Annotated in this window: 7 protein-coding genes and 1 rRNA gene; 5 read left to right on the top strand and 3 right to left on the bottom strand. The window is 46.1% G+C overall.

Annotated elements, in window-relative coordinates; genetic code table 11:
- Positions 1–167 precede the first annotated feature (167 nt).
- The 5 genes from rrf to BMY63_RS08170 all read left to right on the top strand — a co-directional run bounded on the left by rrf (position 168) and on the right by BMY63_RS08170 (position 3,752).
- A 5S ribosomal RNA gene (rrf, locus tag BMY63_RS08190) occupies positions 168–280 on the top strand.
- Between the two features lie 650 nt (positions 281–930).
- Entirely contained in the window at positions 931–2,130 is a 1,200-nt protein-coding gene (locus BMY63_RS08185) for a hypothetical protein (RefSeq protein ID WP_143065757.1), read from the top strand.
- 212 nt (positions 2,131–2,342) lie between these two features.
- A complete protein-coding gene (locus tag BMY63_RS08180; protein ID WP_091915851.1) occupies positions 2,343–2,882 on the top strand; it encodes a hypothetical protein in 540 nt (179 codons plus the stop codon).
- 21 nt (positions 2,883–2,903) lie between these two features.
- A complete protein-coding gene (locus tag BMY63_RS08175; protein WP_091902256.1) occupies positions 2,904–3,452 on the top strand; it encodes a cob(I)yrinic acid a,c-diamide adenosyltransferase in 549 nt (182 codons plus the stop codon).
- 78 nt (positions 3,453–3,530) lie between these two features.
- Complete coding sequence (locus BMY63_RS08170) at positions 3,531–3,752, top strand: DUF2795 domain-containing protein (protein WP_021852076.1); 222 nt, start codon at positions 3,531–3,533, stop codon at positions 3,750–3,752.
- Positions 3,753–3,894: 142 nt separating this feature from the next.
- Here the strand turns inward: BMY63_RS08170 and BMY63_RS08165 are convergent, their stop codons facing one another.
- The 3 genes from BMY63_RS08165 to BMY63_RS08155 form a co-directional block, all read right to left on the bottom strand.
- A complete protein-coding gene (locus BMY63_RS08165; RefSeq protein ID WP_091902255.1) occupies positions 3,895–4,179 on the bottom strand; it encodes a winged helix-turn-helix domain-containing protein in 285 nt (94 codons plus the stop codon).
- Between the two features lie 3 nt (positions 4,180–4,182).
- Positions 4,183–4,803 (bottom strand): hypothetical protein, encoded by a 621-nt coding sequence (locus BMY63_RS08160; RefSeq protein WP_091915849.1) that lies wholly within the window; start codon positions 4,801–4,803, stop codon positions 4,183–4,185.
- Positions 4,804–5,366: 563 nt separating this feature from the next.
- Positions 5,367–6,206: an alpha/beta hydrolase gene (locus BMY63_RS08155; RefSeq protein ID WP_218141888.1), complete on the bottom strand. Its 840-nt coding sequence runs from the start codon at positions 6,204–6,206 to the stop codon at positions 5,367–5,369.
- Between the last annotated feature and the right edge of the window lie 21 nt (positions 6,207–6,227).

Genomic DNA, 6,227 nt, shown 5'->3' with positions numbered 1-6,227 from the left:
GAGATCTTTCGCCGCGAGGCGGTACTTTCAGTTGTATGCTGAGAGATGTATGTTCATCAGTAGACATGGCCTTTGGCTTAGGTCTTGTGTGGAGATAGTCACCCATACGTTGGCAAGTGTCCGTTCCTCCTGAGATGGAGACGGCCGTTGTCCAATGAAATGATTTATCAGGTGGTTATTGCAGCGGGGTCCCACCTCTTCCCATTCCGAACAGAGAAGTTAAGCCCGCCTGCGCCGATGGTACTGCAATGCAATGCGGGAGAGTAGGAGGCCGCCACTTTTTCTTCAACCGAAGCCCTGGAACAGCAATGCTCCAGGGCTTCTTCGTTTTCCACGGTCCCTGAGTCCATCCTTCACGGTCCCTGAGCCTGTCGAAGGGACAAGAAACCATCCCTTTCGTTGAAAGACCATATCTCCTCGCCCCGTTCCCCTATCATCTCTCGAAGTAAAACAAGTTGTTTTACTGTCGTGGAGATAGGAGTTACGAGTCATGGAGATGCCTTCCATGAAGGTAAAACAAGTTGTTTTACTGTAAGAGAAGATATGTCTTATGGTGTAAAAGATACCTTCCAAGAAAGTTGAATATGGGCATCATGCTAATAGTCAGACGTTTATTTCGATGATGCCGACCTGCCGCGTTTTCTTGTCAGCCGACATCCGTACAACTCCAGATGTACTTGTTATTCAGTGTGAATCCATCTCGCTCTAACTAGAGGATCAATCGTGACACCTATGATCAAGAACGACAACGGATGGATGTAAAGAGGAAATTTTCTTTGAAAAGTTTTTTTATTTCAGATTTAATTAGTACCTTTGTATGTCGTTCTCATGTTGCTGTTCATTGTGTATGCAGCGCAAAGACCGGTGAAAAGCAGTTTACTCAAAAAACTAAAAACTTCGTATTATTAACACCATAATGAATTATTATTAATGAAAAAGGTATTTTTTTTCGTCCTGTTGGCAATCTCTGCAACAGCGGCTATGGCACAGTCTAACCCCAGAACAGGATTTATCATCACGAACGATGGCGACACTGTCCGTGGAATTATAGACTTCCGTACTAACGAGAAACTTTCGAGACAATGTGATTTCTGGGCTAATGGAGGGAGCGAGGGCAAGACTTATAAGCCTGGCGATATAGAAGGGTTCAGGTTTGACGAGGGAGGAAAGTATTTCGTTACGCGTCGCCTGACTGTTGCGGGCGACACCCAGCTGTATTTCGCGGAGTTTATGGTTCAGGGAAAGATGAACCTTTATTGTGTGGCGTACAATTCTGATGAGTACTTCTTCTTTGAACGTGAGGATGGTGAGATGGCCGAGCTTACTAACAGAGCATTCTATACGTCGTCTACTCTGGCCCGGGAACAGGAAAAGGAGCAGGAAAGAAAGGCGCAATACGGTAAGGTGAGGTTCCTGCTGAAGGACTCATGGAAAGCCATTAAGGACATGAACGACAAGGATATGTCGAGAAAGAAACTCGTGAGCATCGTACGCGACTATCATGATGATGTATGTACTGATGGCAGCACGTGCATGGTGTATGAGTACAAGCCGAAATCCGACAAGGCGAAATGTTACGTCAAGGCATTCGCTGGTTATGCATATTATTCAAAGGAGAGAACGGTCAATCAGACTTTGGAGGATGCGAGCTATCATGGTAATGCCTTAGAGTTTGGTCTTGGTGTAGAGACGGAAATAAATCGTATGGTACGTGGCGGTAGTGTGGAGTTTTGTGTTGCGTATTCTCCTAAGACAAAGTTTGAGCACGACGTCATGGTTCTTGGAGGACATGAACCCTCACATACCATATATGAAAGGGATAGTAGGTGGACCTTCTCTGTAGGTCTTGTTAAGCGCTTCGGCAAGGGAAAGATTTGTCCACTTGTTCGTGCTGGAGGCTTCTATACGTTACATTATGGAAACCATGAAAGCAGATACTACATGTCTAAGAAGATTGTGGACACGGAATGGGATAACACCGCGTTCTTTGGGGCATACCTCGGTGCCGGTGCCCAGATGGCGATGGGCAGACATTTTGTCCGGCTGCATGGCGACTGGTACAAGTCTTTAGCAATTTCGAATACTGGAAATATGATGAAGTGGGGGATTACAGCTGAATTCGGGTTGTAGTTTTCCTCCAATGAAGAAAGGCCGGATTGTGAAAATAATCCGGCCTTTCTTGGTATACCGTATACCAGCGTAACAAGTATGCTGGTTTTGTGTCTGACATTCCACGCTTTTTCCAGATCTTTATGACGGAAAAAGCCAAGATACATGTACTCAGCAAAAAAAATAAGTGAACTTATTTTGTTCTGCCCTCGATTATTCTTATCTTTGCACATATGTATTGGTTGAAGCGTCCTTTTGTATGGATGAGCAGGATTGGGCATTGCCGTGGCTTTGGCATCCAGTCGCCTACAGACTATTGGTTTGTGAGGTATGTCATCAATGAGCATTGGCCATATTACCTGTATGAGACGCTCGGTCAGGGAGATGGCCCCCGAAGGCGGAAGTTGGGGCGCCTGTATTTCCGTCTGGCGAACTGGCGGCAGCCGCAGACGATCCTCGATACCTCTCCACTCTATCGTGAATACTGGCAGGCAGGGTGTCGAAAGGCAGTGATCACGTCCGACACAGATCGTCTGGAACTGATAAGACTGGATATGAAGGATGATGTGCGTGGACAGTGGAAGCGCCTGTTAGCCTCCGGAGGGCTGGACGAACGGACTGTTCTCGTTCTGGAGAATATCCGACGCGACAAGCGACTCTGGCAAGAGATTGTTTCAGACCCTCGCACAGGCATTTCCTATGATCTGTATGATTGTGGTATTGTCCTGTTTGATACGAAGCGACATAAGAGGAACTATATAATAAACTTCTAACTGATAAATACCGATAAGCTTATGAAGATAACTAAAGTCTATACCCGTACGGGCGATCAAGGAGAGACGAGTATCATCGGTGGTATTCGCGTGAAGAAATCGTGTGAGCGACTGGAAGCCTATGGGACGGTCGACGAGCTGAGTTCCCATCTTGGACTGTTGGCAGCCCTTCTGCCGCAAGGCAATGATCGGTCGATGATTACCCGTATCCAGAAGAACCTGTTTGTGGTCTGTTCCAATCTGGCGACAGATCAGGCGCAGACAGCATTGTCAGACACCGCCAGGCTACCCAAAGGAGAGATAGAACTGCTGGAACAGGAGGTGGATAAGATGATGAGCCTGTTGCCGGAGCGGCATGGCTTTATTCTTCCTGGAGGAACGCAGGCAGCTGCTCAGGCTCATGTCTGCAGGACGGTCTGCCGACGCGCCGAACGCCGTATTGTCGCATTGGCAGAGCTTACCCCGGTATCCCCCGAGACACAGTGCTATATAAACAGATTGAGTGATTACCTGTTTGTCTTGGCAAAAAAAATAAATTTTAACGCAAATGTCAGTGAAATAATATGGTAAAATGTTTGCAGATAGGAAATAATTGATTACTTTTGCGTCCAAATTTAAAGAAGAGTAAAAACCAAAGACTAAGAATATATGTATTGGACACTGGAATTAGCATCGAAACTGGAGGACGCTCCTTGGCCAGCAACCAAGGATGAGTTGATAGATTACGCAATACGTTCAGGTGCCCCCCTGGAGGTGCTTGAGAACTTGCAGGAGATAGAGGATGAGGGCGATGTATACGAGAGCATCGAGGACATCTGGCCCGATTATCCCACCAAGGAAGACTTCCTCTTCAACGAGGATGAGTATTAGACAGTAAGTGCTTGTCTATTATCAGAACATCAGCGAGATGAACAAATTATAATTGTTTGTCTCGCTGATGTTTTATGATTTCGGCATCATTCGTCTGACCAGGTGGGATGACCACCGGTCTTTATGCTATGTTCCACCTTCGTTATTTGTGAAGATAGCTTTTCAGTGCCTCAATATAAGCCTCGAACGCTTGCCGTCCTTTGTCAGTGATGCGGCAGACGGTGCAAGGACGCTTGCCCTTGAAAGTCTTCTCTACCTCGATGTAGTCTGCCGCTGATAGCTTGTCTACCTGCACACTCAGATTGCCCGCCGTAGCTCCCGTCTGTTCCTTGATGTAGGGGAACTCAGCTTCTTCGGTACTGATGAGCAACGACATGACGGCCAGTCGTAGCTCAGAGTGCAGTAGTGGGTCTAATGGCTGGAACATAGGCTAATCGACCTTGATACCTGTTTGTATCTTAATGATGAGTCCGGGGATGACAAGACCGACGAAGGCCACAGCCGCCATCACATAGAGCTGGTCTATCTGGGGATATTGCATGGTTGTGAAAAAACCGCCTAAGCCAGCAATGATACCACATATCTGCATAATCCGGTTTTCAAGAACGAATCCCGTGATAGTAGCTGCAATACCAAAACCGAGTGAGATAATACTGGTGATGTTGAGACAGATGTGCCCGTCGGGTAGGACCAGTTCTGCTGGCAAGACACCACATCCACCGAAACCGAGAATGACACCGATGGTACCGAAGAAGAGGCCGAATGTGGTCCATACCTGTCCTATCGTCTTGCCGATAAAACTCTTTGGGGCTGGTTCCTTTCTCCTGCTGATAAACCATTGTCCAACGGCACAAATAACTAACATTAAGCCCCATAGGTCTTTCCATGCCTGACCCAGGTAGGCGATTAAAAGGGAAAATACGATGATCCATGATCCCCACCAGATGAGTGACCATACTGAATTCTTTGTAATAGAGCGACGACTGCGCTCAATCTGTTCTGTGATTATCTCCAGACTGCGCTCGGCAGTCAGATTGTTATTTTCTTCCATTGTCTTTACGTTGTTTGATGTTACAGACTTAGTTTACTTGTTCTCCGGTCTCGCCCAGGCTCCTGCAGAAAGACTGGTCTCGACCTTATGTGTTCGAATCACGGTGCAAAGATAAACAAGTTTATAATATAAACCAAATATTATAGAAGAAATTATTCATGCAAATGCAATATTTAACATTTGAAGGGTGAAAAGAAGAGAAAAAAGACAAGCGATGATTCTCTAATGTTTCATCGCTTGTCTTTTTGTAGGTAGTGTAAGTCAAGAGACGAAAGAAGCATATACAAGGAGATTCCTTGGACTTTGCTCTTAGTCAATCGTCCGGGGCACCTTGATAATAATACTCGTCGCTACTTACTAGCATCGCGGACTGTAGTTCTAACAGCAGCACTTTCATCGAAGGTTTTTTATACGTTTTCTTTTCCATATTGTCTTTTAAAAGTTATTGGCTACTTGCAAAGGTAATAAATAATCTGCAATACCACAATATAATGAACGGGAGATTTCATTAAGATGCCGATTTGTTGTATTAGTAATGAGAACAAGTCGTTTGCACATATACCTTAGACAGCTTTATCCACGTGGTAGTTAAAGAAACTCATAATATGGTTGATGTACCAATCCCAATCATCGTACATGATGAAATGAAGACCTTTCGATGCAAAGTGAATCTCTGTGTCCTTTTTTCCTGCGAATTGGTGTCTGACCGTGTTCTCGATACCTCGGAACTGTGGCTCAAGTAATACAAGCATTTTTGTCTGGACCCTATTGAGGGTTTCGCGTAGGTCGGTATTGCTATAGCTGTGGTACATGCTAATGTATGTCCGTCGATCTGTTTTTGCGACCCAATCCAAGATGGTTGGGATTCTTTCCGGACTGCATGTTTGTGTAGCTGCTCCCATCTGTTGCGTCCGTTTATACTGCTCATCATCCATCGACATGAATCTCTCGACCTCTGCGGAGTAGTCTTTGTCAGGATTGGCTTTGAATGCGGGGTTGTAGAGCGCAGACAGACAGGGAAGGGCATCGACGATGCAGACGCTCTCGACCATCTCTGGATAGTCGGCAGCTATAGCCATCGCCAGTCCTCCGCCCATGCTATGACCGATGAACGAGGCTTTCTGTATATGGCGCTTCAGCAACTCACCGACAATCTGTTCTTCCATCTTCTGGAAAGAAGGCTGTTCTGTTGGAACAGCGCCCGCAAAACCCGGTAGGGTCAATTGCAAACAGTGATACTGAAGACTGAGGGCCGCCGCCGTCTCATCCCATACATCTCCCGAACAAGCAAACCCAGGTATCATCACTAGTACACGGTTGCTGTCACCGGTTTCCTTGACGATCATCTCTCCTCTTGCGTTTCCTATGCCTGCCGATACAAGCAGAACGAAAAATAATAGCATCTTTCTCATGGCCTCAAAACA

This window comes from Prevotella aff. ruminicola Tc2-24 (assembly GCF_900110895.1).
Taxonomy (GTDB): Bacteria; Bacteroidota; Bacteroidia; order Bacteroidales; family Bacteroidaceae; genus Prevotella.
This window is presented reverse-complemented; position numbering and strand designations above follow the sequence as displayed.